The organism is Salinactinospora qingdaonensis, from assembly GCF_039539445.1.
GTDB classification, from domain to species: Bacteria; Actinomycetota; Actinomycetes; order Streptosporangiales; family Streptosporangiaceae; genus Salinactinospora; species Salinactinospora qingdaonensis.
The window spans coordinates 105,526-128,388 of record NZ_BAABDD010000006.1 but is presented as its reverse complement, the minus strand read 5'-3'; the positions used below and the strand labels follow the sequence as shown (position 1 = coordinate 128,388).

22 protein-coding genes are annotated in these 22,863 nt (G+C 68.1%); 12 read left to right on the top strand and 10 right to left on the bottom strand.

Features of this window, described 5'->3' with window-relative positions; translation table 11 throughout:
• Positions 1-254: 254 nt before the first annotated feature.
• Positions 255-983 (bottom strand): TetR/AcrR family transcriptional regulator, encoded by a 729-nt coding sequence (locus tag ABD848_RS08530; RefSeq protein WP_344969345.1) that lies wholly within the window; start codon positions 981-983, stop codon positions 255-257.
• A gap of 58 nt (positions 984-1,041) precedes the next feature.
• Between ABD848_RS08530 and ABD848_RS08525 the strand changes: the two genes are divergently transcribed.
• From ABD848_RS08525 to ABD848_RS08515, 3 genes are all read left to right on the top strand, one after another.
• The gene (locus tag ABD848_RS08525; RefSeq protein ID WP_344969342.1) at positions 1,042-2,052 is read left to right on the top strand and encodes an ABC transporter ATP-binding protein; all 1,011 of its coding nucleotides are present in this window, start codon (positions 1,042-1,044) and stop codon (positions 2,050-2,052) included.
• Complete coding sequence (locus ABD848_RS08520) at positions 2,018-2,770, top strand: ABC transporter permease (protein WP_344969340.1); 753 nt, start codon at positions 2,018-2,020, stop codon at positions 2,768-2,770. The genes ABD848_RS08525 and ABD848_RS08520 overlap by 35 nt, the downstream gene beginning before the upstream one ends.
• A gap of 924 nt (positions 2,771-3,694) precedes the next feature.
• Positions 3,695-4,822: an NAD(P)/FAD-dependent oxidoreductase gene (locus ABD848_RS08515; RefSeq protein WP_344969338.1), complete on the top strand. Its 1,128-nt coding sequence runs from the start codon at positions 3,695-3,697 to the stop codon at positions 4,820-4,822.
• A 176-nt stretch (positions 4,823-4,998) separates the two neighbouring features.
• Here the strand turns inward: ABD848_RS08515 and ABD848_RS08510 are convergent, their stop codons facing one another.
• From ABD848_RS08510 to ABD848_RS08485, 6 genes are all read right to left on the bottom strand, one after another.
• Positions 4,999-5,700: a cation transporter gene (locus ABD848_RS08510; RefSeq protein WP_344969336.1), complete on the bottom strand. Its 702-nt coding sequence runs from the start codon at positions 5,698-5,700 to the stop codon at positions 4,999-5,001.
• Positions 5,697-6,113, bottom strand: a complete 417-nt coding sequence (locus ABD848_RS08505) for an ArsR/SmtB family transcription factor (RefSeq protein ID WP_425567472.1) — start codon at positions 6,111-6,113, stop codon at positions 5,697-5,699. The genes ABD848_RS08510 and ABD848_RS08505 overlap by 4 nt, the downstream gene beginning before the upstream one ends.
• A 448-nt stretch (positions 6,114-6,561) precedes the next feature.
• Positions 6,562-7,269 carry a 4a-hydroxytetrahydrobiopterin dehydratase gene (locus ABD848_RS08500; RefSeq protein ID WP_344969334.1) on the bottom strand — a complete coding sequence of 236 codons (708 nt, stop codon included), beginning with the start codon at positions 7,267-7,269 and terminating at the stop codon, positions 6,562-6,564.
• A 388-nt stretch (positions 7,270-7,657) separates the two neighbouring features.
• The gene (locus ABD848_RS08495) at positions 7,658-8,470 is read right to left on the bottom strand and encodes an amidohydrolase family protein (protein WP_344969329.1); all 813 of its coding nucleotides are present in this window, start codon (positions 8,468-8,470) and stop codon (positions 7,658-7,660) included.
• Positions 8,471-8,689: 219 nt separating this feature from the next.
• Positions 8,690-8,911 carry a hypothetical protein gene (locus tag ABD848_RS08490; RefSeq protein ID WP_344969327.1) on the bottom strand — a complete coding sequence of 74 codons (222 nt, stop codon included), beginning with the start codon at positions 8,909-8,911 and terminating at the stop codon, positions 8,690-8,692.
• Positions 8,912-9,056: 145 nt separating this feature from the next.
• On the bottom strand, positions 9,057-9,479 hold the full coding sequence (locus ABD848_RS08485; protein ID WP_344969323.1) for an Hsp20/alpha crystallin family protein: 423 nt from the start codon (positions 9,477-9,479) through the stop codon (positions 9,057-9,059).
• A 128-nt stretch (positions 9,480-9,607) separates the two neighbouring features.
• Here ABD848_RS08485 and ABD848_RS08480 point away from each other — a divergent pair, with 128 nt between their 5' ends.
• From ABD848_RS08480 to ABD848_RS08470, 3 genes are all read left to right on the top strand, one after another.
• Positions 9,608-10,426, top strand: a complete 819-nt coding sequence (locus tag ABD848_RS08480) for a DnaJ C-terminal domain-containing protein (RefSeq protein WP_344969319.1) — start codon at positions 9,608-9,610, stop codon at positions 10,424-10,426.
• Positions 10,423-10,737: a heat shock protein transcriptional repressor HspR gene (locus ABD848_RS08475; RefSeq protein ID WP_344969316.1), complete on the top strand. Its 315-nt coding sequence runs from the start codon at positions 10,423-10,425 to the stop codon at positions 10,735-10,737. The genes ABD848_RS08480 and ABD848_RS08475 overlap by 4 nt, the downstream gene beginning before the upstream one ends.
• A 93-nt stretch (positions 10,738-10,830) precedes the next feature.
• The gene (locus ABD848_RS08470) at positions 10,831-11,631 is read left to right on the top strand and encodes a class I SAM-dependent methyltransferase (RefSeq protein ID WP_344969314.1); all 801 of its coding nucleotides are present in this window, start codon (positions 10,831-10,833) and stop codon (positions 11,629-11,631) included.
• 73 nt (positions 11,632-11,704) lie between these two features.
• Here ABD848_RS08470 and ABD848_RS08465 read toward each other — a convergent pair whose 3' ends face one another.
• Positions 11,705-13,201 (bottom strand): family 43 glycosylhydrolase, encoded by a 1,497-nt coding sequence (locus tag ABD848_RS08465; protein ID WP_344969311.1) that lies wholly within the window; start codon positions 13,199-13,201, stop codon positions 11,705-11,707.
• A 388-nt stretch (positions 13,202-13,589) separates the two neighbouring features.
• Positions 13,590-14,552 carry a carbon-nitrogen hydrolase family protein gene (locus ABD848_RS08460; protein WP_344969309.1) on the bottom strand — a complete coding sequence of 321 codons (963 nt, stop codon included), beginning with the start codon at positions 14,550-14,552 and terminating at the stop codon, positions 13,590-13,592.
• Positions 14,553-15,050: 498 nt separating this feature from the next.
• Here ABD848_RS08460 and ABD848_RS08455 point away from each other — a divergent pair, with 498 nt between their 5' ends.
• Both ABD848_RS08455 and ABD848_RS08450 read left to right on the top strand, forming a co-directional pair.
• Positions 15,051-16,019, top strand: a complete 969-nt coding sequence (locus ABD848_RS08455; RefSeq protein ID WP_344969307.1) for an ABC transporter ATP-binding protein — start codon at positions 15,051-15,053, stop codon at positions 16,017-16,019.
• Complete coding sequence (locus ABD848_RS08450; RefSeq protein WP_344969305.1) at positions 16,016-16,867, top strand: ABC transporter permease; 852 nt, start codon at positions 16,016-16,018, stop codon at positions 16,865-16,867. The genes ABD848_RS08455 and ABD848_RS08450 overlap by 4 nt, the downstream gene beginning before the upstream one ends.
• Before the next feature lie 136 nt (positions 16,868-17,003).
• On the opposite strand, the gene ABD848_RS08445 is transcribed toward ABD848_RS08450, so the two are convergent.
• Entirely contained in the window at positions 17,004-17,768 is a 765-nt protein-coding gene (locus tag ABD848_RS08445) for a tyrosine-protein phosphatase (RefSeq protein WP_344969303.1), read from the bottom strand.
• Between the two features lie 807 nt (positions 17,769-18,575).
• On the opposite strand from ABD848_RS08445, the gene ABD848_RS08440 reads away from it, so the two are divergent.
• The 4 genes from ABD848_RS08440 to ABD848_RS08425 all read left to right on the top strand — a co-directional run bounded on the left by ABD848_RS08440 (position 18,576) and on the right by ABD848_RS08425 (position 22,813).
• On the top strand, positions 18,576-19,421 hold the full coding sequence (locus ABD848_RS08440; RefSeq protein WP_425567471.1) for an NAD-dependent protein deacetylase: 846 nt from the start codon (positions 18,576-18,578) through the stop codon (positions 19,419-19,421).
• A gap of 449 nt (positions 19,422-19,870) precedes the next feature.
• Positions 19,871-20,527 carry a VanZ family protein gene (locus ABD848_RS08435; protein ID WP_344969301.1) on the top strand — a complete coding sequence of 219 codons (657 nt, stop codon included), beginning with the start codon at positions 19,871-19,873 and terminating at the stop codon, positions 20,525-20,527.
• 575 nt (positions 20,528-21,102) lie between these two features.
• A complete protein-coding gene (locus tag ABD848_RS08430) occupies positions 21,103-21,351 on the top strand; it encodes a DUF7662 domain-containing protein (RefSeq protein ID WP_344969299.1) in 249 nt (82 codons plus the stop codon).
• 967 nt (positions 21,352-22,318) lie between these two features.
• Positions 22,319-22,813, top strand: coding sequence for a DoxX family protein (locus tag ABD848_RS08425; RefSeq protein ID WP_344969297.1), 495 nt, complete (start codon positions 22,319-22,321; stop codon positions 22,811-22,813).
• Positions 22,814-22,863 lie beyond the last annotated feature (50 nt).

Sequence of the window (22,863 nt, the reverse complement as noted above, 5' to 3'; positions counted from 1 at the left end):
TGTTGTGGCTGGATTTTCGGGGGTTCTTAATCGTTTTATTTGGTTGTCCGTCTGGGGGTGCGCGTCGAGTTGCGCGTCAATGAAATTTCACCTGTGTGGTGACTGCATCTTCCGTGATCGAATTATTATGATTTTATTTTTATTGTTGTTTCTGTGTCCTCGGATGAGACAAGGGAAACGTGTCTTGTCATAAGGGTTTCCATGGCGTCGTCACTTTTGTGTGGCCGGCACGGGGCGGCGGCGCGCCCGGTGCGCTAACTCGCCTCCGACGGTGGCTCCGCTTGCGGTGTCTCGGCCTTGGGCGATGCCACGGACAATCCGGCCATGAGTCGCAGTCCCACCCGGAAAAGGTCGTAGGGAACGATGTCGGGCCCAACGAGGCTCTGTATCGTCAGTCCGATGTCCAAGGCGTTGATCAGCCGCAGGATGTGCTCGGGAGGCAGGTGGGCGAGTTCGCTCTCGGATGGGAGGGCGGCGGCCATAGTGGCGCTTTGGTCCTTGACACTCTCTGCCGCTAACACCTCACGGAGTTGCCGACGGACCTCGGCGCTGCGTCGGCTGTAGAGGATGAACTCCAGCAGCATTCGGGCGAACGGTTCGCGTTCGCCACTGGCGGTGATGCGCGCCCATTCCCGCCCCCATGTGTCCAGGCGCTCGTCTTCGGTGAGGTCGGGCGCGGCCATGGTCTGGAGGAAGCCCTGCTGCTCCTCAGGGCCGATCCGGTCGCGGATCACGTGGATGATCAGGTCGGTCTTGCCTTCGAAGTTGGAGTAGACAGCGCCCTTGGTCAGCCCGGCCTCCTTGGCGACATCGTCGAGTGAGGCGCCCTGGATGCCCTGTTCAGCGAAGATTCGTTCCGCTGCCGCCAACAGTTTGCGCCGGTTGTGTTCGCGTTGTTGCTGGCGGCTCAGTCGCTCCTCCACCACACACTCTCCTCGTCGTCGGGCCTCGTCGGGCTGGTTGACATCCTCAACAGTATTCAAATACTTTGCGGTATTTGAATACTGATTGGTATTTGAACGCTGGCATGAGGAGGCGACGATGGCCGTCCTGGAGGTCCGGGACCTGGTCAAGGAGTACCGGCGCGGTGTACGCGCCAACGACGGCATCTCCCTAGCCGTCAGCGAGGGAGAGTTCGTAGGACTGCTTGGCCACAACGGGGCAGGCAAAACCACACTGCTCGACCAGGTGGTGGGGTTGGCCAAGCCGACATCGGGATCGATCCACGTCGCCGGCCGCGACGCCGTGGCCGAGCCCGCCTTCGCCCGCGCCGCCTGCGCTGTGATGCCCCAGGCCCAAGCGCCCCTGTCGGGCATCACACCGCGCCAAGCCATCACGACGATGGCCCGCATCCGCGGGGCGGACAAGAGCCGGGCCCGCGAACGCACCAACCACCTGCTAAGCGCACTGGACATCGAAGCCTGGGCCGACACCACGGGCGACCGGCTCTCCGGCGGAGTTCGTCGGCTGACCGCGTTTGGCATGGCGGTCGTCGAGCCGGGCCGCGTTGTCATGCTCGACGAACCCACCAACGACGTTGACCCGGTGCGTCGCCGACTGCTGTGGGACTACATCCGCTCGCTGGCAGGCGATGGGCACGCGGTGCTGCTGGTCACCCATAACGTCAACGAGGCCGAGCGCAGCACCGACCGCCTCGTGATCCTCGACGCCGGACACGTGGTGGCCGAAGGCACGCCTGCCGAGTTGCGCGCCCGGGCCGAGGGCGAGCTGCGGCTGGAGCTGACCGCCGCCACCCCCGAGTCGCCGCTCCCCCAAATTGAAACGGCGGGCAGCCCACGCCGCGACGGGCGCCGTATCACTATGCCCATCACCGCCGATCACGCCGAGGAAGCCCTCAACCGGGCGCAACACCTCCGTGCCAACGGCGACATCGAGGAATTCGCGCTAACCCCTGTGAGCTTGGAGGATGTCTATGTCGGACTTGTCGGCACCGGCGGCAGCAACGGCGACGAGCGCGCCGGAGGCGACGGGGATGGGACGCCCGTCAGCAGCGGAGATGAGGCTGAGCCGGCCGGGTCACTGGTTTCGTAGCTATGGTCTGCTGCTGACGTGGTCGCTACTGCGACTGCGCAGCATGCTGGTGCTCTTCACCGTTCTTCAGCTCGTGCTTTCGGTGTCGATCGTGCTGGGCTTCGCGTTCCTCATGCCCGAGGTCGACCAGCAATCCGCGAGCTACCTCGCCACCGGCGCCCCCACGATCGGGGTGATCGTGGTCACCATGGTGATCGCACCGCAGATCATCAAGGACGACAAGCTCAACGGGTTCTTCGACTACCAACGCACCCTGCCGGTGCCACGCTTGGCGACACTGGCCGCCGACGCCACCATCTGGATCGCTGTGTCCATCCCCGGCATCATCGCGGGGCTGATCGCCGCGGGGCTGCGTTTCGACCTGGACTACCGGCTGAGCCCGATGATCGCCGTGGCGCTACCGCTCGTCGCAATCGCCTGCATCGCCCTGGGCTACGCCATCGTCTACGGGCTGCCCCCGGGGCTGGTGAGTGTGGTCAGCCAGGTTCTCGTCTTCTTCGTGCTGCTGTTCTCTCCCATCACGTTCCCCGCCGAACGCCTGCCCGACTGGCTGGCCGCCGTCCACGCCCCGCTGCCGCTGACGTACACGGCTCAAGCTGTCCGGGAAAGCCTCATGGTGCCCGCCGGCGGGATCTCCTGGCAGCCCTACGCGATGCTGCTGCTGTGGGGAGCCATTGGCCTGGCGGTGGCCTCCTGGGTCATGGCGCGCAGGAGATGAGGCCCCGCAGTGCCAGTCGCTCGGAACTGTCGGCCCTCTCCTCCAAACGAGAGATTCCACGAGGGCGCTGATCCTGGGCATGAGACGAGGGAGTTCAACGCCGAGTCGCGAGACAAGGCGTGAACTCCCTCGCTTGGGCACTTTACGAGACCACCCGCCGCCTGCTGCGGCGGCATCGTCTGGATCTGGCGTCCCGGACGGGCTTTCCCCTCGGTAGAGCGACGCCCCCTGGTCGCCCCGGCCCTGATGCAGGGTGCTCTTCGGCTTGGGTGCCGGAGCGCGGTGATGGAGCCGCTCTGGGCGCCATGATCGCCACGAAGGGCGCCGAGCGGGCGCCCTTGGCCGGTCTGGGCCTGCCAGTTTCCTTGGCTCCCCCTCGTATTGCGTATGTATAGTTGCGTGCGTGGAGTCGCTGCGCATGTCGGAGGAGCCGCGGACCACGTCCACCGGTGAAATCGTCAAGGTGGTGCGGGACCGTGGCAAGGACTGTGGCGCATGAGCCGGGAGCTACCAGTCTTTGGCGGTGAGACCCCCCGCACCCCCTGCGCCCGTGCCCTGGTGCGCTGCGGAGCGGAGGAGAAGACCGGCGAAGTCCTTGGCAGCGCCGTCCCTGGTGGGGCGCGTGGACTGGTGGGCTCAGCTTGCCGGTACCCGGGCGTGCACGCGATCAGTACGCCCACCACCGGACACATGTCGCGAGGAGCGTCACCGGGTGGTGTGGGTTTCCACTCCACGCCCACGCTCCCTTCCACGATGGAACGAACCCGCGCCAGAGACGACGTCTTGCACGGGAACGCTTAGCTGATCAGAGACGCTGACCGGGGCATCTTGCCGACGGTGTCCCAGCCGTGGGGAGCCGAAGCCGCCCGAGGCCGACCTGGTGAGGTGCCACGTGTCCTCGTCGGCCGCTCGCAGGAGGAAACCATGAAGGTGATCGTGGTCGGTGGCGGCATCGTCGGGGTGAGCGCGGCCTACCGTCTCACTCAGCGCGGTGTGGCCACCACGCTCGTTGACCGCGCCGATCTGGGGCAGGCCACCGGGGCCGGCGCCGGCGTGATCTTCCCCTGGCCGTTTCCCGACGCCTCCCCGCAGGCGCGCTCGTTCTGCCTGGCCGCTGCCGCGCACTACCCCACGCTGATGGCCGAGATCACCGAGGAGGGTGGTCCGCCCACCGGCTACGAGCAGGTCGGCGGTGCCGCCGTCGCCGATGACCCTGCCACGGTCGACGCCGAGTACCGGATGCTGAGCGAGCTGGCCGGCCGGCCCGGCTACGAGGGGCTGGGGCCGGTGAGCCGCCTCGGTCCGGGGGAGCCCGCCGTGCGCTTCCCCGCGCTGCGCGAGGACTACGCCGCGACGTGGTGCGCCGGTATGGTGCGGCTCGACGGCGACCAGACCCGCGCCGCGCTGCTGTACGCCGCCGAGGAGCGGGGACTGCGCCGCCGCGCCGGCGACGCCGAGCTGATCGTCGAGCGCGATCGCGTCAGCGGCGTGCGGGTGGGCGGGGACGAGTTGCGCGCCGACGCCATCATCGTCGCCGCCGGGGCGTGGTCGGCTGGACTGCTGCGCCCCTTCGGCGTCGAGCTTCCCCTATCCCCGATGCGCGGCCAACTCGTCCACTTCTCCCTGCCTGACCAGCGCACCGGCGCCTGGCCGATCGTGCGGGTTTCCGACCGGGCCTGCTACCTGTTGGCCTTCCCCCCGAACCGGGTGGTGGTCGGCTCTACGTTCGAGCCCGACGCCGGATTCGATCGCCGCGTGACGGCGGCGGGGGTTCGCCATGTGCTGTCCCTGGCGCTGGAGACCGCCCCCGGTCTCGCGGAGGCCACGGTTGCCCAGACCCGCGTGGGATTTCGGCCGGCCAGCGCCGACGGCGAGCAATTGCTCGGTCCCCTCCCGGCGTTGCCGGGCGCGATCGTGGCCACGGGCCTGGGGTCGCAAGGGCTGACCTTCGGCCCGTACCAGGGAGCCGTCGCGGCGCGGTTGGCGCTGGGTGAAGACCCGGAGCTGGACTTGACGCCGTTTCGCCCCGACCGCGCCGTGGCCACCCCCTGATAAGGGCGGGGCTGCGGCTGCGGTGGCGCCCGCGGCGGTCATTCGGCTCGCTGGTCGTCGGCTTCTTCCTCTCGCGTGGGCGCGGGCGCTCCCGTCAAGGCGCGCCGCCCGACCGCCATTGCGGGTGCGACCGGGCCTGCACAGTGGCCGGTGGTCCCGTCAGCGGGGCAACCCTGTCAACACGAGCAGCCGTCGCCGTCGCAGCAGTCGCAGCCGCCGTGCTCGTGGTCCGCGTCTTCGCCTGCGGTGACCAGCAGCGGGGGAGCGCAGCAGGCGTCGCCGCGCCAGGCCTCCCGGCCTTCCCTGACCGCGAAGCCCGCGATCACCAGCGCCGCGAGTGGGTCGGCGAACCACCAGCCGAACAGCGCGTTGAGCGCCAGCCCCACCAGCAGCACTGCCGACAGGTAGGTGCAGATCAGCGTCTGCTTGGAGTCGGCGACCGCGCTGGCCGAGCCGAGTTCCCTGCCGGTGCGGCGCTCGATGTAGGACAGCAGCGGCATGACGATCACGCTGGCCGTCGCCAGGCCCAGCCCCACGTTCGACGGCTCGGCCTGCACGCCGCTGACCAGGCCACGCACGGCCTCGAAGGTCACGTAGGCAGCCAGGACGAAAAACGACACCGCGATGACGCGCAGCGCCACCCGTTCCCGCGCTTGGGGGTCGCGCCCGGCGAACTGCCAGGCCACCGCGAGTGCGGAGGCCACCTCGATCGTGGAGTCCAGCCCGAAGCCGATGAGCGCCGCCGACGACGCGAGTGCACCGGCGGTGATGGCCACGATGGCCTCGATGACGTTGTAGGCGATGGTGGCCCCGACGATCAGCCGTACCCGCCGGGTCAGGATCGCCCGTCTGTCTCTCGCTGCCGGCGCGGCCGTCATTGCGTGACCTCCTCGGGGAGGTCGGGTTGCTGCTCGGCGAGGGCGTCGGTGCCGTAGGCGGGGCACAGCGCGACCGCCGATCCGGTGCCCTCCAGCAGGTTTTCGGCCGCCCCCAGCAGGTCGAGCAATTCAGGGCGGGCCACGGAGTAGAAGGACTGGCGTCCCTGTGGGCGGTAGTCGACCAGCCCGCACCCGCGCAGGCACGCCAGGTGCTTGGACACGGTCGACTGCGCCAGCCCCAGCAGCTCGGTCAGGTCGGCCACGCGCGCCTCCCCGTGCGCCAGGTGCCGCAGCAGCGCCAGCCGCACCGGGTCCCCCAACGACCGGAACAGCGAGACCGCCGGTGTCAGTTCGGCCTCGCACCCGCCCCCGCCGTCGTCAGCGGTGTATATACCAGCAGCATTCATCGCCATAAGGCGATGATATTCCGATAGTGGAATCTTTCGCTAGGGGTGGATGCGTAGTGGCATCGACCCCTTCCGCTGTGCGCCGCAGCCGCTGCTTGTCGTCGTCGGTGCTTTGTTCCCGGGGGTCTGCTGGCTGCGCTTGCTCAGCTCGTGCTCCGGAATTTCCGCTGTGCTCGTCTGGCTCCCGTTACTTCTCGGGCTGCCGAAATCGCGCAGCGATCGAGGCGCGAGCGGCGGTGTAAGAGCCAAGCCAGCTCAACCACCGTGCCGGGAGCCACAGCAACCTTCGGGCGGTTTCCTGCGCCTCTCGCCACTTTGGCCGCTATACGGATGGCTCCTCCGAGGCCTACTGTTTTCTCGTTCGGCAGTACCCCTCCGATCCGGCAGCTCATTTCCATAACCGGGGTTTCGGTTCGCCGGATGCCGGTCGTCCGTGAGCGGCGATCGCGGCGGCTCAGCCTCCCGAGCCGATTTCGGTGATGGCGGCCTCGATGCGTTCGGCTAGTTCGAGGTCGAGTTCCGTCACCGCGTCCACCGACTCGGTGCGCACCGTGAACCGCACGCCCTCGGGGGTGTCCTCGTAGCGCGGCCCGTGCTTCAGGGCGTGGGCCTCTCGGTCTACCTGCGTCAACAGTGGCCTTAGACGTTCAGGTGGCAGTTCCACCGAGCGGCTCAGGCGGCTGGTGTCGCCCTCCCATTCGGGCAGTCGCTGGCGCATGGCGGCCACATCGTCCTCGCTGATGCGGGTCGGTGTGTCGGTGGGGGCATCGGTGCGACCCGCCGCACCCACAGGGTCGGCTGCCCACTGCGCCAGCTCCCGCGGTAGTGCCGAACTCAGCATCTCCTTCAGATCCGGGTCCGTGGACACGAGTTCGGCCAGCACCACGCGCGCCAAGTGCAGGGCGCGTTCGGGTGGGCAGCCAAGGTCGAGCGCCACCTCCTGGGCCAGGCCACCCGACTCCGGCAGCGGTTGCGCGCCGTCACCATGTACCTCGTCGCGCAGCGACGCGGGCAGATGCCGTGCCAACTGGTCACGGCTGCCCGCGTCGAGGTGGCGGGCTAGCGCGGCGATGATGCTGGGCAGCGCCCGACGCGCCTCGGCCGCGTCGGTCACCATGTCGTGCGCGGCGATCCCGTCGACCAGTTCCTGGTGTGTGGCCATGTCGTCCCCCTGTGCCTACGGCTGCCGTACGGCGTCGCGTGGCGGGCCGGCGCCGGCCGGCACATCTCACGCCCTTCCCCTGCGCTGGGGCGGGAGGAGGTTGCGTTGGCCGCTGCCGCCAGGCGCTCTCCGCTCTTGTCGTGGGGATCGGCTTCCCCCACCGGTGCCGTCCAAACGGTACGGACTGTCGTCGCCCCAGCGCTGGAGGAGAGAGACGCGAGCGGCAGGTCAGGTCCCTTGGGGGAAGGTGAGGACAGGAGCGGAACGTGTCCCGGCGGGGCACCGAGGAGTTGTCCTGGTAGCCGGCCCTGGCACGTCTCGCCTAGCGCGGGAAGAGTGGGCGCGGGGCCCAGCCAGCGCAGAGGCACCTCCCGCTCGGCAGCGAGGGTCAGAGCTGGAAGACCCGTTGGGCGTTGCCTCCGAGAAAGAGGCGTGTGGTCTCCTCGTCGAGCTCAAGCGAGGCCAACTCCGTTAGTGCTTTCTCGGCGGTGATCATCGGGTAGTTAGTGCCGAACAGCACCTTGTGCCTGCCGTGGGAACGTAGGTAGTTCACCAGTTCGGTGGGGTAGCGGCGCACGGTGTAGGCGGAGGTGTCGATGTGGACGTTGGGGTATTTAGTGGCCACGGCGATCATCTCGGTGGTCCAGGGGTAACCGATGTGGCCTGCCACGATCGTCAGCTCCGGAAACTCTAGGGCCACGTCGTCCAGGTAGGGGATGGGCCGGCCGGTCTCGGAGGTGCGCAGCGGCCCAGTGTGGCCGACTTGAGTGCAGAAGGGGATGCCGAGCTCGACGCATTCGGCGTACAGCGGGTAGTAGCGCCGGTCGTTGGGCGGCAACCCCCACAGCCATGGCACGATGCGCAGCGCCTTGAACCCCAGCTCGTTGACGGCGCGGCGCAGCTCCCGCACGGCCGCCATCGGCTGGCGCACATCCACCGATGCCACGCCGGCGAACCGCTCCGGCGCCGTGGCCACGACGGCGGCGACTTCGTCGTTGGAGATCAGGGGCCCCTCAGGGCCGTACCAGGCGCTGAGCAGTGCACGGTCGACGCCGCCGGCGTCCATGGCGGCCACCGTCAGCTCTGGGGAGGGTTCCTCGGTGGGGATTTGCTCGCCCACCCATCTACGCAGGGAGGCGAGCATGTCTTGCTGGAGAAACCGCAGGGTGGGGTGCTGGGCCCACACGTCGATGACGGTCATTGGGGCTCCGTGAAAGGGGTGGGGTGGGTGGTGGGCATTGTCTCCGTGACGCGTTGAGCGACCGTACCCCCACGGTACTACTGGTGAGTAACTTTGGGGTGGTTATGACCAAACCCGCCCCGCCCCACCACACAACCGGCCCGGCCGCCTACGCGGCCGGGCCCGTCCTGTCCTCACGTCACATCGGCGCGCCTCCCGTTCACGCGGCCACGCCGTGCATCACTCGCCGGTGCCGCTGGCTCCCACCAGCGTCGCCGGCCGGGCGCTGTCGGCTCCCCCAATCGGGGCTTCCCCAGCGCGGCCGGGGTGCCGCGGGCCGCCGGTCTCGGGGCTGTCGGCGGCGGTACCGGGATTTCCGGTGCCGATGAGCCAGTTGTCCACCGTGGCTTGCGCGTGCTCCCGGTAGGCGTGCCACAGGCTAGCCAGTTTCCGCTCGCGCATAGTCACCTCCATCGTTGCGTTCGTCGGGCGGTGGAGGGGATGGGCCGGGCCGGTTCGCCGGTTTCCCGGCCCGCGCGGGTCGGCTGGATCGCCGGTCGACGCCCTCCCCACGGCCGAAGCCGGGGGCCGCGCCGCTGGAAACCGATTAGGCGTTGATCTGGCGGGACTGGCCCTCACCCGCACCCACGCTGATCTTGCGCGGCTTGGCCTGCTCTGCCACGGGGATGCGCAGGGTCAGAACTCCGTCGGCGTACTCAGCGTCGATGTTGTCGGCGTCCAGCGTCTCGCCCAGGAACAGTTGCCGCGAGTACGTGCCGGAGGTCCGCTCCGTCACCACCGCTTCGTGCCCCTCGACGAGGTTCTTGCGCTCGGCCTTCACCGTGAGCACGTTGCGTTCGACCTCCAGATCGATGGAGTCGGCTTGGACCCCGGGCAGGTCGAACTGGACCACGAACGTGTCGCCGTCGCGGTAGGCGTCCATCGGCATCACGGCCGGCCGTGCCGTCTCGTTGAACAGGCGCTGGGTCAACCGGTCGAAGTCGCGGAAAGGGTCAGTGCGCATCAGCATCGTTGGTCACCTCCTGAAGTTCACTCAGCTAACCTGAAGCAACCTCACGCAAGTTTTATACCACATCCATGAGCCAATAAACATATAAGAGATAATGAACAAAGCTTCTGCGTGGAAAGGAGGTACTCATGTCGTCACCGGAAGACCCCTACGCGGTTCTCGGGGTGCGCAGCGACGCGACACAGGAGCAGATCCTGCGCTCCTTCCGCGCGCTGGCTCGGCGCTATCACCCCGACACCAGCGGCGGTGACCACGATGCCTTCGCTCGCGTCCGCGCCGCCTACGAGACGCTGGCCGATCCTGCCCGCCGTGCCGCCTACGACGCCGCCTACCGTCCGCGTTCCTCACGCACCCCACGGTCCCCGGGCATCACCCGGATTCCGGTGCGCGTCCGCGACGACGCGCCACGGCGCGGGTCCGACATCACCGCCCGCCTCAACCTTGGGCTTGCCGAAGCGGTGGGCGGCGCTACCGTTGACGTCGACCTCGGTGGTGGAGATCGGGCCCAGGTCAGTGTCCCTGCCGGTGCCACCCACCGGCAGCGGCTGCGCGTCCGGGGCGCAGGAGAGGCCGGGCGCAACGGTGGGCCGCGCGGCGACCTGCTGGTTACTCTGCTCGTGTCCGACCACCCCACCTATTGGCGCGTAGGGCGTGACCTGCACACGAGTCTTACCTTGAGCTATCCGGAGGCTGTCGCCGGCGCTGTCGTGGCCATCACCACTCTGCTTGGCAAGGAGGTGCATCTGACCGTTCCCCCCGCTACCGCTCCAGGTGATCGGCTGCGTCTCCCCGGGCACGGTGTTCCCGGAGGAGCCCAGCGGGCGGCCGGCGACCTCGTCGTCCACATCGCCCTCGACATCCCTACTCGCCTCGCCCCCGAGCAGCACACCGCCCTTAATCGACTCGCCGAAGCCCTCCCTCCACCAGCGAAGGACCCACGCCGTTGACCGACGCACGCCCTGGCCCCGACCACGCCCTGTACACCATCTCAGTGGCCGCGGAACTAGCCGGTATATCCCCACAGACCCTGCGGCTCTACGAGCAACGCGGCCTGATCACCCCGGCTCGTACCCAAGGCGGTACCCGTCGTTACAGCGACAATGACATTGCCCGGCTCAACCGGATCAGCGAGCTCGTCGCCGCCGGCGTCAACCTCACCGGCGTTCGCCACATCCTCGAACTGGAGGATGAGAACACCCGGCTACGCGAGACCGAGCCGGCCCAGCAGCGGGCCGACTCGGCGGACGAATGGGGGTAAACCCCCGGGCAGCCCTACAGCACTGCTCTGAGCTTGAAAAACACCGGCGTGAACGCTTCGCCTCACGGCTGGCTGGGCGGTTTACTGAGGGGCATGAGTGGTGAAGGCGAAGCGCGGCGCAATGGGCCGAGGAGCCTGCTGGGGCGGGTCCGGCACGCGGCGCGCCACCCCGAGCGGGTCTACCCCTACGCGCGGCGGTGGGCCCGGGACATGCGGCTGCGGCTGGGCAGCCGGGACCATGTCAGCTACTACCGGGCGGTGATGGCCCACGACAGCGCCGAGGACCCCGACTCCGCCGTGGGCAGCGCCACGCGCGACAGATGGCTGGCGCTGGGGGAGATGCAGTTCGACTACCTGGTCGAGCACGGTCTCAAGCCAGACGACCATCTCCTGGAGATCGGGTGCGGAAACCTGCGTGCGGGCTGGCGGTTCATCAACTACCTGGACCGTGGCCACTACTACGGCGTCGATATCTCCCCCGACATCTTGCTGGCCGCCCAGCAGACGCTGTGCCACTACGAACTCCAGGACAAGCTTCCGCGGCTGAGCCTCGTCAACGATCTCAAACTGGAGTTCCTCCCCAGCGAGCACTTCACGGTCATCCACGCGCACAGCGTGTTCTCCCACTGTCCGATCGAGGTCATCGACGAGTGCCTGGCCAACGTAGGGCGGTTGCTCCAGCCGCATGGATTCTTCGATTTCACGTTTAACCAGACCACCGGCCGCGAGCACCACGTGCTCCATGAGGACTACTACTACCGTGTCGACACGCTGCTGCAACTGGCAGCACGGCACGGCTTGAACGGGGCGTTCATGCCGGATTGGGAGGAACGCCCGCACCGCCAATCCAAGATCCGCCTCACCAAGCCACAGCGGGAGCCACAGCAGGAGTAGGGGCGGGCAACTCTGTGGCCGGGTGCCCAGGGGGCACCCGGCCACATGCCGCCGGCTCTCCCGTGTGGTGGTGTTAGGTCACGGCATCCAACCGCCACTGCTGGCAGGTGTTGTCGAGCCAGCTCCATTGGCGCACGTCCGCGCCGTCGGCGGTGTCGCAGTTGGCGACGTCGAGCACCTTGCCGCTGTTGGCGTTCTCGACACGTACCCAGCCGCCCTCATCGGTGGTGACCAGTCGGAACCGCTGGCAGGTGTTGTCGAGCCAGCTCCATTGGCGCACGCCGGCGCCGTCGGCGGTGTCGCAGTTGGCGACGTCGAGCACCTTGCCGCTTTGGGCACTGATGATCCTGCTGGTGTCGTCGCCGAGGTCGTCGAAGCTCCACCGCTGTTGCGCGCTGCCGTCGCAGGCGCGCTGGGCGACGTTGACCCCGTCTGCGCCGGAGCCGTCGACCACCTCCAAGCACTTGCCGCTGTTGCGGTTGACCAGCGTGTAGCCCGTGGGGGTGGCCGCGGTCTCGCCGGAGGGGGCGGCCAGTGAGACGCCGGTGGCCACGGGGACACCGAAGTCGGGGGTCCCGTCGGCGTTCCACGTGAATTCCTGGGCGCGGGTGGTGCGGCCGTTGTCGCAGCCATCGGACTCGGCGTCGTTGGCGTGGTAGACGATCCAGCTCTCCGTGCCATCGGGCGAGGTGAAGAACCCGTTGTGGGCGGGGCCGTAGACCCCGGCGGCGTCGTTGCGCTCGAACACCGGTTCCGGTGACTTGTCCCAGGAGGCGGCGTTCATGGGGTCGCCGCCGTTATGGGTGAGGAGGCCGAGCTTGTAGTCGGGGGTGTTGCAGAAGCTGGCCGAGTAGACGATGAATGTTTCCCCGTTGTGGTAAAGGGGTTCGGGTGCTTCGAGGACCGGCGCACCCTGACGTTCCCAGTCGTAGGTGGGCCGGGCCAGTTCGACCCGGGGACCGCCGACGGTGTAGGGGTCGATCAGCGGCATGATGAACAGGTTCTGCGAGTCCGTCCCGTAGTAGCTGCCCATGAGGTACATCCGACCGTCAAGGCGCAGGATGCTGCCGTCGATCTGCCAGGTGTCGTTGGCGGGATCGGTCAGTTCGCCCCGGTAGACGTAGGGGCCCATCGGGTCGTCGCCGGTGCTTTCCAGCACGTGGATGCGTTGAGTGGGCACGTAGTCGGTGACGTCCTCGCCGGCGCTGTAGTAGATGTACCAGCGCGGGCCGTCCGGCCCCTCCAGCCGGTACATCTCCGGCGCCCACATGTTGCAGCACCGGGAGGAGTCGGTCTCCTCATAGACCTGCACGCTCGGCGCGGTGCGCAGCCCTTCCAGCGTGGGGGAGCGCCGCATGGTCAGCTCGGAGGTCCAGCTCGTCGTGATCAGGTAGTAGTTGCCTTCGTAGTACTGAATCCAGGGGTCGGCGCCCTTTTCGGTCTTGATCGGGTTGGTGTAGGAGGTTGCCGCGTCGGCTTGTGGTGCGGCCAGGGCCAGCGCCAGGGGCACCAGCAGGGTCACCAGGGCCAGGAGCGCGAGAGGGGTGGTGGTCATCCGGTGTGTGGTCATCGCCGTCTCCTTGTCTGGCCGCGCCGGTGCGAGGGCGCGACCGCAGGGGGATGAGGAACGGTGCGGTGAGAGAGCGGATGGCGGATCGTGGTGGCCCGGGCGGCAACGCCGTCCGATTGTTAGCGCTAACATTTCACGCCGTCGGTGTCGGCTCGATTCTGGCCTCCTGGGGGATGAAGGGGGTCAGCGCGGCTGCTGAACACCCGGCAATGTTAGCGGCGGGTTACAGTGGGTTGCCGCCCGGTTTCCCGTTATTGTTAGCGCTCACTCGAGTCCCGTCAAGGGCCCATGAGGCGACAGACCCGGGGCGAGCGGGACGATCTAGGACGATCTACCTGCACAGCCGGCATTGTGGCCGATGAACGACGAATCAGCTCAGGTGCTCGCTTCAGCGCGGCAGTCGCGCGCCGTCGCGGTCGACACGCACGAAGGGTGCGCTCACGGTGCGGTCGACCAGCCGCCGGTAGGCACCGGGGCGGCGGAACGCACCGCCCCAGGTCCCTTCGCGCCGGTAGGCCCGCAGCGCGGCCAGGTCCAGCACCGCCGGGTACACCCCCTCGGCTTCACCCGCCTCGGTGACGAGCATGTCTCGGGAGCCCTCCGACCCGAAGGCGATGCCGTCGAAGGCCACGGAGTGGCCCAAGCCGGGACCGGCGTAGTTGGCCATCGCCATCGCGGCCATGTTCTCGTAGGCGCGCGCCCGGAACTGGGCGAGCCGGTTGCGTTCCAGCTCACAGGCGTTGGGGGTCAGCACGACCTCGGCCCCCGCCAGCGCCAACTCCCGGGCGCTCTCGGGAAACTCCCGGTCGTAGCAGATCATCGCGCCGACCGTCACCGTGCCGGCGGCGGTGTCCAGGGCACACACCCCGAACTCCCCGCCCGGCGTGAGAGCGGCCTCGGGCAGGGCGAAAGCGCAGGTGTGCACCTTGGCGTAGGTGAGGACGAGCCGACCGTGCCGGTCGATCAGCGACACGGTGTTGCGCGGCGGTCCCTCCCACTGCTCCAGGTAGGTGAGCGCGATCGCCATGTCCAGTTCGGCAGCCAGGGCGCGGAAGTGGGCCACGAAGGCCGAATCGTGGGCGATCGCCGCACCGGCCCAGACCGCTTCGGGCGGCGGTTGCTCAACCGGGGGTGCGCCCTCCCACAGCTCCGGGTGGCGGTACCGGTCGGCCTCGGCCGCCGTGGTGGGGACGGTACTGGTGTAGCCGTTGCTCCACATCTCTGGGAACAGCGCGATATCGGCATCCAGCGCCCGCGCCCGGCGGCAGGCTTCCTCGCCCCTGGCGAGGTTGGCCGATAGGTCGGGGCCCGGGGGCGTCAGTTGCAGCAGCGCGACGGTCAGCCGACTCACGTGACCCCCTCGGCGGTCGTCTGTGTTTGCGACGAGGTGAAGGCGCAGCGACAACCGTTCCCGAACTCTGCGGCGAGGCCTCCATCGGCGGTGTTTCCCTCCCATGTGGCGCGCGGGCCGCCCGTTCAGCGCCGGATGCGGCCCTGGCGCAGGAGCCGGTATCGGCCACGGCGGTGCGTCCCCGGCTCAATATACCGGCACCGTTTCGTCACTTACGGTGACGTCCAACTGGCGCGCTCTGCCGATCGCCCGGGAGGAGGGAGGCCGCGCGGGTGAGGAACCGAGGGTGAAGCGCGAACGTCAGAAGCATCGGATGACGCCACACTCCCATGCCGGCGCCACCGAACTCCTCCCGAGGTCATACCGACCGCCCCTGACCCCACCAGCGACGAGAGGCAGTGGTAGCCACCCGCGACTGTACACACCTAACCGTCCCCGCCATCCCGATCGCACCCGCGCCGTTTTTCGTTGGATGCAAAGGACTTATGAGGCATAAATATGACCACCCCTGAGGCAAGCGCGGCTACCCACGATGTCGAGCAACAGCCGGCCGAAACCGTGATCGAGGTCCGTGACCTGCGCATGCGCTACGGCAGCACCGACGTCCTCAAGGGAGTCGACTTCAGTGCCCACCCCGGCGAGGTGCTGTGCCTGCTGGGGCCCAACGGAGCAGGCAAGACCACCACAGTGGAGATCCTCGAAGGGTTCCGGCTGCGCTCGGGCGGCGAGGTGACCGTGCTGGGCACCGACCCCGCGACCGCCGGTGAGGCGTGGCGCGCCCAGGTCGGGCTCGTGCTGCAATCGTGGCGCGACCACGCCAAGTGGAAGGTGCGCGAGCTGCTCGCCTACCTCGGCGTCTTCTACGCGCCCCACAGCACTCCCGACCGTCCCCGCCCCTACGACACCGGTGAACTGCTCGAACGGGTCGGGCTCACCGAACACGCCAACAAACGCATCTCCGCCCTCTCGGGTGGCCAGCGCCGCCGGCTCGACGTCGCTATCGGCATCGTGGGCCGCCCCAGGCTGCTCTTCCTCGACGAGCCCACCGCCGGCTTCGATCCGGAGGCGCGCCGCGACTTCCACGAACTGGTCCACAACCTCGCCGCCGCCGAAGACACCACCATCCTGTTGACCACCCACGACCTTGACGAGGCCGAGAAGCTCGCCGACCGCATCCTGATCCTGGCCGGCGGGCGCATTGTCGCCGACGGCTCCGCCGAACAGCTCGCCGCCGAGGTCGCGCGCGAGAGCGAGGTGCACTGGCGCCATAACGGCGAGCGCCACAGCCACGCCACAGTCGAGTCCACCGAGTTCGTCCGGCAGTTGTTCGAGCGTCACGGCAGCGAGATCACCGATTTGGAGGTGCGCCGCGCCAGCTTGGAGGACGTCTACCTCACGATGGTGCACCGCCACGAGACCGGTCAGGTCGACGCCGCCGCCGACGAATTCACCCGGGGGGTCCGATGAACACCACAACGAACGCGGTTCGCGCCGGCGCATGGCGGGGCTGGGTCGAGTTCCGGCAGTCGCTTACCAACGCTCAGGACCTGCTCGGCTACTTCCTCATGCCGGCGGTTTTCCTCGTCATCTCCTTCAGCGTCGGTGGCGAGACGATCCCAGGGACGCAGATACCGGCCGGGGCTCTGATCATGGCCGGCGCGGTCGGCTTCCTCGTGTTCATCGCCGGCGGCATGACGGTGGCCCAGATCCTGGCCATGGAGCGCGAGGATGGCACGCTGTTGCGCTCCAAGGCCGTCCCGCAGGGCATGCTGGGCTACTTCGTCGGCAAGACCTGCTACATGCTGCTCATGACCACCCTGGGGGTGGCCATCATCGTCGTGCCGCCGGTGCTGCTCATCGACGGCTTCGCAGTGCAGGGGGTCGCCGGCTGGTTCCACCTGGTCTGGGTGTGCCTGCTGGGTCTGTTCGCGACCGTGCCCATCGGCGCCGCCATCGGTTCGCTCATCAGCAACCCACGCATGATCGGGCTGGTCATGCTCCCCTTCATGGCGCTGGCCATGGCATCGGGCATCTTCTTCCCCATCACCGCCATGCCCGGCTGGGTGCAGACTCTCGTCCAGGTGTTCCCGGTCTACTGGTTGGGCTTGGGCGCGCGTTCGGCGCTGCTGCCCGCCGAGGCGGCCCAAGTCGAACTCGCCGGCTCCTGGCAGCACCTGGAGATCGCCGGTGTGCTGGGCCTGTGGGGCGTCGTCGGTTTCCTCGTCGCCCCTGTGCTGCTGCGCCGGATGGCGCGCCGCGAGTCGGGGTCGCGGGTCGCCCAGGCGCGCACCAGGGCCATGAATCGCCCCTACTGACCCCTGGCCGGTCCCGCGGCTCGGAGGTCGCGCCGCGATCACGGCGAGGGGCGCCGGCCCGCGGGAATCGCCCCGCGGACACGCGCCGGGCGGGCCGCGCGGTCAGCCGGGAAAAACGCGGTCGGGTCGGGGCGGGTCACGCGCCGGCCCACAGTGCGTCGCGCAGTCGCTGCGGCAGGTCCTCGGCGGCGCCGGCACGGGCCAGCAGCCCCGTGATCCCGTCTGGGGCGGCGGTCAGCTCGTCGAGGTAGACCCCGATGGCTTCGGCCGGCGCGGTCAGCAGCACCTCGGGCACCGCGCCCCTGTCGGCAAGCTGGGCCGCCTCGGGCGCGTCCTGCCCGCCGGAGCGGTGGGTGGCCAGCAGCGGCAGCAGTTCCGGCAGTGCCTCGGCGGTGCGCGCGTAGTCGGCCACGATGCGCTCCCGTGGCACGCCGAGCAGCGCCAGCGCGGTGGCCACGACCAGGCCGGTGCGGTCCTTGCCGGCAGCGCACTGCACCAGCACCGGGGCGCGCTGCGCGATCGTTTCTAGCGCTTGCACGAGGTCGTCCGCGGCGCGAGTGGCCAGCGCACTGTAGAAGTTTCCCAGGTCAGCAGGGGTGCGCATGGTGGCTAGCCGTCTACTGCCGCCGGGGCGGCGCGTGGCCGGGGTGCCTCCTAGCGGCGCGTGGACCACCTCGACGCCCAGCCCGGTCAGCGCCGACCACTCCTCGGCGCGGCGTTCCACGTCGGAGCGCAGGTCCAGCACCGTACGCACCCCGCTCTCGTGCACAGCGGCGGCCTCGGCGGCGGTCAGATCGAACGGCATCGCCGAGCGGAAGAGCCGCCCCCGTCGCAGCCCCGCACCCTCCGGGGGGCGGGCGGGCATGGTGTCGGCGACGTCGCGGAAGTTCAGTAATGGCATGCGGTGGTTCTACCTCTCCTGCGCCGGGTGGGGTGAGCGAACGGGCTACCACGGGGCCGGACACTCGCAGTGAACCCCTTCGGCTTGGCCCGCCGGTGAACGCTCGATGCCGGGAAGCTAACAGCCCGCCCCGAACCGCGTTCGGGCGCCCCCGCCCCCCGCGCGTGTACGCGGGGCGCGGCGTGGTTTTGGGGAGGAGAGCGTGTGGTGTTTCCCGTCGCTCGTGCCTCGATCGCTTCGCGATCTCGACAGCCTGAGGGGTGCCGTGGCTGGAGTGGGTGTCGTGACCTAACGCCTTTTGGGGCGTCACCTGCCCGAGGGTGACCGCATTCGGGAGGGCTACCTCTACCACCATTCCGGAAAGCTCGCCGCCCACCGCTGTATCCTGCGCTACAGCGACGCCCTGAATCAGAGCAACATCCTGAGGTGGAGCGAGGCCCCGGGGCAGGGCGACATTCTTTCATCCCCGTGGCCACCTGCGTCGTTTCCTGTCGCCTTAGTCACAGCGCCCCCTTTAAGCTGCGGAGACCGCGAAGCGGTCGAGGCACGAGCGAACAGCAAAATCTCCAGGGGCGCCCCACCCCGGGGCTGCCAAGATCGCACAGTGATCAAGACACGAGCGAACACCACCACCTCCCCACCCCACTTGACACAAACACAGCGGCCCCGTGTTCTTGACGTGCCTCCCGGGTGGCCGGGTACATGCCACGCTGTCGCCCTCGCCGGAAAGCGGTGCGCACCTCCGGACGGTGTACGCACCCGGGGTGGCTTCGGGGCTCCTCCGGCGCAGCACGTACCCTCGTAGCCGTGACCGATACGCTCGACGCCGGCGCTCTCACGGCCGAGGCCGCCCGCATGCGCGAGGTTCTCGGAGCGGGACCGGTGGTCGCGCTGACCGGAGCGGGCATCTCCACGGACTCGGGAATCCCCGACTACCGGGGGCCGGACTCGCCGCCGCGCAAACCCATGACCTACCAGCAGTTCGTCGGCGATGCGGCGTTTCGCCGCCACTACTGGGCGCGCAACCACGTCGGCTGGCGCCACATGGACCGCACCCGGCCCAACGAGGGCCACCGCGCGCTGGTTGAGCTTGAGACGGCCGGTGTCGTGTCCGGCGTCATCACCCAGAACGTGGACACTCTGCACGAGATGGCGGGCAGCAGACGCCTCATCGAGCTACACGGCCGCTACGACCGGGTCATCTGCCTGGCTTGCTCGCAGGTCATCACCCGCTCCCACCTGGCCGAACGTCTCACGGCGCTCAACCCGGGCTTCGCCGACGGCGTTGCCGACATCGAGATCGCCCCCGACGCCGACGCGGTCCTGGCCGCCACCGAGCGGTTCCGGGTGGCCGACTGCGAAGCCTGCGGCGGGATGCTCAAACCCGACATCGTCTACTTCGGCGAGAACGTGCCCAAGGACCGCGTGCAGGCGAGCTACCGGCTCGTCGACGAGGCGGCGGCCGTCCTGGTCGCGGGCTCGTCGCTAACCGTGCTCTCGGGGCGCCGGTTCGTCAAGCACGCCGTGGACCAGGGCAAGCCCGTGGTGATCCTCAACCGGGGCGCGACCCGCTCCGACGCCGTCGCGACGCTCACGGTCGACGCGGGCTGTTCTTCGACACTGCGTGCTCTGGCCGAGGTCTACCTCGGCTGACGCTCCTCTCCGCTTTTGCGCCGGCTTCTGTTTTTCGAAAAGGGCGGTGGGCGCACGCGGGCGAGCGTCCCCGCGGGCTGTCGAGACCGCGCGGCGATCGAGACACGAGCGAACGGAGAACACTGCTCACGGCCCTCACCCCAGCCGTTCAAAAAACAACAACCTAGCCTGCTCAGGCTGCCTCGCAGGGGTTTCCCAGGAGTAGGCATTCGCCGCAGCCGTCCCGGTTGTGCGGGAACCACAACCGGTGCTTCCGTGGCGGAAAACATCGCGCTCCCGCCCCCTTCGCGTCACGTTCGAGCTGGTGAGAAGGGGATAACAGGGGTGGCTAGCGCCGAAATGTTACGCGCGTATCCGGCAGGGGCGCCAACCGCGTATTCCCCTGGAGCGGGGGAGTGCGGTATGAATCCTTGAGCGTTGTTTTCGGGTCTTGGCATGTGCGGAGGACCGTGGCGAAGGGCAAAGCTGGTCGAGCCGGCGACAGTACCCGCACGGGGGCGCGTAAGGCGCGGTCGCCCCACGAGGAGCGGGGAGCGGCGAGTGGCAAGGCGTCCCCCTCTGCATCGCAGAAGGGCGATCCGGGGGCGGCCGATTCCCCGACCACCGGCGAGCGGTTGCGCGCTTTCTCTTTCATCCTGCTGCGCGCCGTGGTGATGCTGGCGGCGTTTGTCGCTATGGTCTCCTTCGCGGTGTTCCTGGCCGGGCTCACTCTCACCCCGGTTCCCGGCGCCGTCGGTCAGACCCACGTCAACCTCCAGCCGGGGTGGTCGCTCCAGCTCTACCTGGATTTCCCGGCCCGTGACGCGCTCAAGCAGGTCGGCGGCAACATCGTGCTCGGCGCCCCGTTCGGCGTGCTGCTGCCGCTGATCTTTCCCAAGCTGCGGGGCGTCTTCAAGATCACGCTGCTCACCGCGTTCGTGATGCTCATGGTCGAGACCGCCCAAGGCGTGGTGGTTCTGGGACGCGCCTTCGACATCGACGACGTCATCCTCAACACCAGCGGCGCCCTTCTGGGCTACCTTCTCCTCGGTCGCCGTCTCTCCCGCGCTCTCCACCTCGACCCCAACCCCGCCACCGCCGCCAAGCGCGACCCCGCCACGGACTAGTTCCCCCGCCGTGGGGCGGTTCTGGCCGCGAGCGAACAGGCGACGCAGCGGGTTGCGTGGTTAGAGCTTTGACGAGTCGATCCATTCCCACACTAGACACCTGATTTTGAATTCGCGCCGTTCGTGGTACGGACGCACGTACGGGCGGCCCCGCCCCATATGCCGGCTCTTTCGCGCCGGCGGTGAACTCGGGGACCCGCACTGCCAGTTCGGCCTCGCAACCCCGAACATCCTGGTCTTCTTGGGGATCGATACGTGCCGGCGGAGCCTTCGTCCTGGTTGGTCGTGGAAACGACAGGGGCGAACGGAAGTACGGCCGCTCAACATGGTTTCCAGGCAACCGTATTCCCGTCGCGCGGTCAGTGTCGGAGCTCCATCCGGCGACGGCCTTCTTGGTAGCCAGAGCTCCAGGAGTACTTTTCCATGTTTCGGTTCTTCTGATTCTGTGATTCTGGTTGACCTTTATATACCGTGGTTCCGCTTCCAAAGAGCCGACAATAGGAGGACGGTTTCATGGGGAGCCGAGCGGCGTACGATAATGCGTTGGTTGCCCGATTTTCGGCAGGGAGGGCGTGGTGGCTAAGTACGACCCGTTGCGGGATTACCTGGCTGGTGTTTCCCGCCGGGTGCGGCGGGTGACGATGAGTTTCGCAGCCATTGCCGCCCTTGTTGGTCCGTTGCCGCGGTCGGCGTGGCGGTACCGTGCCTGGTGGGCCAATGACAACAAGGTCGAAGCGCGGGCGTGGCTGGCCGCGGGGTGGCGGGTCGAGTCGGTGAGCCGCCACGCCGAGCAGGTCGTTTTCCTGCGCCGTGACGACTCGTGAGACCGGCCTCGCCGGTTGGTCTTAGTCGAGGAATGGTTCCCATTACTCGCCTGTTCCGTCCTCCATTCTGCGGATAGGAGTCTTCCTCGGGGGGACTGTTTCCGATAGGTGTCACGATCGATGCTGGCCAGGGGGTCCTATTGGGAAGTCTGCCGGAGGGTTGGGCGCTGGGAAGGCGAGGTGCACGTCGCCGATACGCCTTTTGTGATTCGCGGGGAGAGCGAGTGGAAGCGGTTCTTTCCTTTATTTGCGGTGCGAATTCAACATAGCGGCCGCCGGAGAACGCGAGAAACAAAAGGTGTATCGATGACTCAGGAGTGAAGTCGTTCGGCCGGTGCATCGGACCCATTTGATCTCTTGACGGTTGTGACGTCCGTCTCTACTCTGAATGTAATCCAGTATATGGGAGCGCTCCCATATACGGCTTGTTTGGCATTTTGTAGCGTCGTTCGTGGTCAGGAGGGTGGCCTCGCAATATGCAAGTGATATCGGCTCCATGGTTGTGGCTATCTCGTGCTCCCAAGTCCAGCCAGTCATTGCCCTCGGCGATAGTTTCGTTTTATTCGATGTCGAAATTTTTGACTATTACTATGTGTCGGTCTATGGCGCCGATAGCGCAATCGTCGTACGCGGCCACCCCCAAGGCGCCCGTAATGGCGGGTGGGCGTGTCGTCATCGGCCACGGCGCGCATCCCACCCACTAGCCACAGTCGCGTCACGGCCATGGCCGGTTAGGGCCTCCCGCGCGGTGTCGTCAGGCGTTGTCAACCGCCTCCCACGGCCTCCTACCGACCGCGCGACCGCGCCGTGACTCTACTGCTCACATACCGGCGGGCCGATAACGGCGGCAACTCCCCCTCGGGTGCCATCCCCCTTCCTGGCGCCCCGCCGCTGTTCACGCCGTTGCCCGCTCCCCGACAGCGGCGTCCGCGCCGCAGCACATCCCCCATTCGTGAAGGAGTCCCCCGTGTCCGTGCTTTCGGTATCACCTCGTGTCGTCACAGCTCAGCACTACGCCATCGGCCTGTTCCGGATCGCCGTCGGGCTGCTCTTCGCCTGCCATGGCGCCGCCACCCTCTTCGGGGTGCTCGGCGGAGCGATGGGCACCGACGGCGGCACCGTCGCCTTGGGAGCCTGGCCAAGCTGGTATGCCGCGATGATCCAGCTCATCGGCGGTGCTCTCGTCATGATCGGCCTGTTCACCCGCGCCGCCGCGCTCGTGTGCTCGGGCTCCATGGCCTACGCCTACTTCGTGGTGCACCAGCCCATGGGACTGTGGCCGATGCAAAACGGCGGCGAGTCGGCCGCGATGTTCTGCTGGGTGTTCTTCCTGCTGATCTTCACCGGATCGGGTGCGTTGGGGCTTGACCGCCTCTACCAGACGCTGCGCGGCAGGAACGCGGCCACCTCCTCCGGAGCCGACACGCACGCCTCGGCCGGCGCATCCTTCAGCCGCGCTTAGCGCTCCCGCATGACCCGTGCTCTCCGGTGTTCGCCGGCCTAGCCGCCGGC

Excerpts from the sequence above, each read along its gene's own strand:
- ABD848_RS08485 (WP_344969323.1), bottom strand. The coding sequence starts at position 9,479 with ATGCTGATGCGCACTGACCCTTTCCGCGACTTCGACCGGTTGACCCAG.
- ABD848_RS08510 (WP_344969336.1), bottom strand. The coding sequence starts at position 5,700 with ATGACGGCCGCGCCGGCAGCGAGAGACAGACGGGCGATCCTGACCCGG.
- ABD848_RS08480 (WP_344969319.1), top strand. The coding sequence starts at position 9,608 with ATGTCGTCACCGGAAGACCCCTACGCGGTTCTCGGGGTGCGCAGCGAC.
- ABD848_RS08445 (WP_344969303.1), bottom strand. The coding sequence starts at position 17,768 with ATGCCATTACTGAACTTCCGCGACGTCGCCGACACCATGCCCGCCCGC.
- ABD848_RS08515 (WP_344969338.1), top strand. The coding sequence starts at position 3,695 with ATGAAGGTGATCGTGGTCGGTGGCGGCATCGTCGGGGTGAGCGCGGCC.
- ABD848_RS08495 (WP_344969329.1), bottom strand. The coding sequence starts at position 8,470 with ATGACCGTCATCGACGTGTGGGCCCAGCACCCCACCCTGCGGTTTCTC.
- ABD848_RS08500 (WP_344969334.1), bottom strand. The coding sequence starts at position 7,269 with ATGGCCACACACCAGGAACTGGTCGACGGGATCGCCGCGCACGACATG.
- ABD848_RS08450 (WP_344969305.1), top strand. The coding sequence starts at position 16,016 with ATGAACACCACAACGAACGCGGTTCGCGCCGGCGCATGGCGGGGCTGG.
- ABD848_RS08465 (WP_344969311.1), bottom strand. The coding sequence starts at position 13,201 with ATGACCACACACCGGATGACCACCACCCCTCTCGCGCTCCTGGCCCTG.
- ABD848_RS08470 (WP_344969314.1), top strand. The coding sequence starts at position 10,831 with ATGAGTGGTGAAGGCGAAGCGCGGCGCAATGGGCCGAGGAGCCTGCTG.
- ABD848_RS08520 (WP_344969340.1), top strand. The coding sequence starts at position 2,018 with ATGAGGCTGAGCCGGCCGGGTCACTGGTTTCGTAGCTATGGTCTGCTG.
- ABD848_RS08505 (WP_425567472.1), bottom strand. The coding sequence starts at position 6,113 with ATGGCGATGAATGCTGCTGGTATATACACCGCTGACGACGGCGGGGGC.
- ABD848_RS08490 (WP_344969327.1), bottom strand. The coding sequence starts at position 8,911 with ATGCGCGAGCGGAAACTGGCTAGCCTGTGGCACGCCTACCGGGAGCAC.
- ABD848_RS08525 (WP_344969342.1), top strand. The coding sequence starts at position 1,042 with ATGGCCGTCCTGGAGGTCCGGGACCTGGTCAAGGAGTACCGGCGCGGT.
- ABD848_RS08455 (WP_344969307.1), top strand. The coding sequence starts at position 15,051 with ATGACCACCCCTGAGGCAAGCGCGGCTACCCACGATGTCGAGCAACAG.